Here is a 504-nt window from a genome sequence, read left to right on the forward strand (position 1 = left end):
ATTCAATTCAAAAATAAGTTGTACACTTTTTGTTTTGATTGTGTTTTATTTTGTATATTTCGATTATGGAAAGAAAAACAAATGGATATAGAATCAATTTAGATGTTAATATAGTCGATATTCTAAAACAAGATGCTCAAATAAATAGCAGATCATTAAAGAAACATCAGGAACATATATTGACACAATATGCACTTTCTAAACAGGGTGAATTTAATACCTATCAAAATAATATTACCTCTGCAAATGTTTCTTCTGGAGAAAAGGAATTTAATGTAAATGATTTTGTTCTAGAAATGACAGATTTTGAAAAGAAAACAATCAAGTTAAGAGCATCAATTTACAATATGCAGGACATAAGATTGAAATCGTTGAAAGAAGTTTTAGAACATAGAAATCTAAGCAATAAAGAATTGATAGAAATTGATAAAATTTTACACTCTAATTATTATGAATAGTATAGAACAGCAATTCAATGAATTACTTCCTGCAAGTATAAAAAAA

1 protein-coding gene is annotated in these 504 nt (G+C 25.2%); it reads left to right on the forward strand.

Translation table 11 applies throughout. The annotated features are described in order from the left end of the window. The first annotated feature begins 65 nt into the window (after positions 1–65). The gene (locus NH26_RS24940) at positions 66–458 is read left to right on the forward strand and encodes a hypothetical protein (protein WP_071397313.1); all 393 of its coding nucleotides are present in this window, start codon (positions 66–68) and stop codon (positions 456–458) included. The last annotated feature ends 46 nt before the right edge of the window (positions 459–504 follow it).

The sequence above is a fragment of the Flammeovirga pacifica genome (assembly GCF_000807855.2).
In the GTDB taxonomy this organism is placed as follows: Bacteria; Bacteroidota; Bacteroidia; order Cytophagales; family Flammeovirgaceae; genus Flammeovirga; species Flammeovirga pacifica.